This is a genomic window from Massilia sp. P2_C2 (assembly GCF_056404615.1).
Genome location: NZ_JBFUDR010000599.1, coordinates 1 through 1,370 on the forward strand (window position 1 = coordinate 1; position 1,370 = coordinate 1,370).

The window sequence follows — 1,370 nt, forward strand, 5'->3', positions numbered from 1 at the left end:
GGATGATGCCGTACAGCAGAGCCTCGGCGGTCGGCGGGCAGCCCGGGACATAGACGTCGACCGGAACGATGCGGTCGCAGCCGCGCACGACGGAGTACGAGTAATGGTAGTAGCCGCCGCCGTTGGCGCAGGACCCCATYGAGATGACCCAGCGCGGCTCGGCCATCTGGTCGTACACCTTGCGCAGTGCCGGGGCCATCTTGTTGCACAGGGTACCGGCCACGATCATCACGTCGGACTGGCGCGGCGACGGGCGGAACACAACGCCGAAACGGTCGAGGTCATAGCGCGCGGCACCCGCGTGCATCATCTCGACCGCACAGCAAGCCAGGCCGAACGTCATGGGCCACATCGACCCGGTACGCGCCCAGTTGATCAGCTTGTCGGCTGTGGTGGTGACAAAACCTTCGTTTAAAACGCCTTCAATAGCCATGGCTTATTCCCAATCAAGGGCACCTTTCTTCCAGATGTACCAGAAACCGACGACGAATTCGACGATGAACACCATCATCGTGACGAACCCGGGCCAGCCCAGGTCGCGCATCGAAACGCCCCAAGGGAAGAAGAATGCCGTTTCCAGATCAAACAAAATAAACAGGATCGCGACCAGGTAGTACCGGACGTCGAACTTCATGCGCGCGTCTTCGAACGCTTCGAAGCCGCATTCATACGGGGAGAGCTTGGCGGGATCGGGGCGATGCGGACCGACGACGCGGCCGAGCACCTGCGATGCGACGCCGACCACGGTGCCGATCACAATGAAAAGTAAGACGGGGAAATAGTTCTCGAGGTTCACGATGAAGCCTTAGTTGAACGATCGGTTGAAAAAACACTGCAGTGGCTGCAGTACCGCATCGCGCAATCCTGGCTGTATGCCCTTGCCAGGATCGTACGACTGGAGACACTGAATCATCCGCTTCGCGTTGCCGATCCCGACCTTCGAGGCTCGCCGCACCTTCGCACGACCGGGCTTCTCGGGCCAGAAGCGCCGCCGCCAGGACGGGTCTTCAAAGCCTCCGACAGATCCTCGTAAAAAAGCCAGCCGGGCTTGCGAGCGGAAGCTCATGCGCCCTAGCTGGCTTCTAGTATCTTGGTGCCGACGGCGAGACTCGAACTCGCACAGCTTGCGCCACTACCCCCTCAAGATAGCGTGTCTACCAATTTCACCACGTCGGCTGGAGACCAGTATTCTACCCTGTCCTAGCAGCATTTTTCAATGCCCAAATTGCGCTAATCCAAGAAAAAATACTCTTTTTCTCAACTTTTTAAAACTCGTGTTTACGGCGACCCCAGTTGAGAAATCCGGTCGCCGGCGCTGGCGGACCGAAGCCCGCAGAATGTTACACCACCCTGCGCGCGCTTGCAGGAAG

At 58.9% G+C, this 1,370-nt stretch carries 2 protein-coding genes and 1 tRNA gene; all 3 read right to left on the reverse strand.

Translation table 11 applies throughout. The features are described from left to right. Nucleotides 1–433 (reverse strand): NuoB/complex I 20 kDa subunit family protein (locus AC1DYX_RS31180; RefSeq protein WP_477266094.1); only part of this gene is annotated, 433 nt, incomplete at its 3' end. 3 nt (nucleotides 434–436) lie between these two features. Then, nucleotides 437–796, reverse strand: a complete 360-nt coding sequence (locus AC1DYX_RS31185; protein WP_477266096.1) for an NADH-quinone oxidoreductase subunit A — start codon at nucleotides 794–796, stop codon at nucleotides 437–439. Nucleotides 797–1,091: 295 nt separating this feature from the next. Next, nucleotides 1,092–1,176: transfer RNA gene (locus AC1DYX_RS31190), tRNA-Leu, on the reverse strand. Nucleotides 1,177–1,370 lie beyond the last annotated feature (194 nt).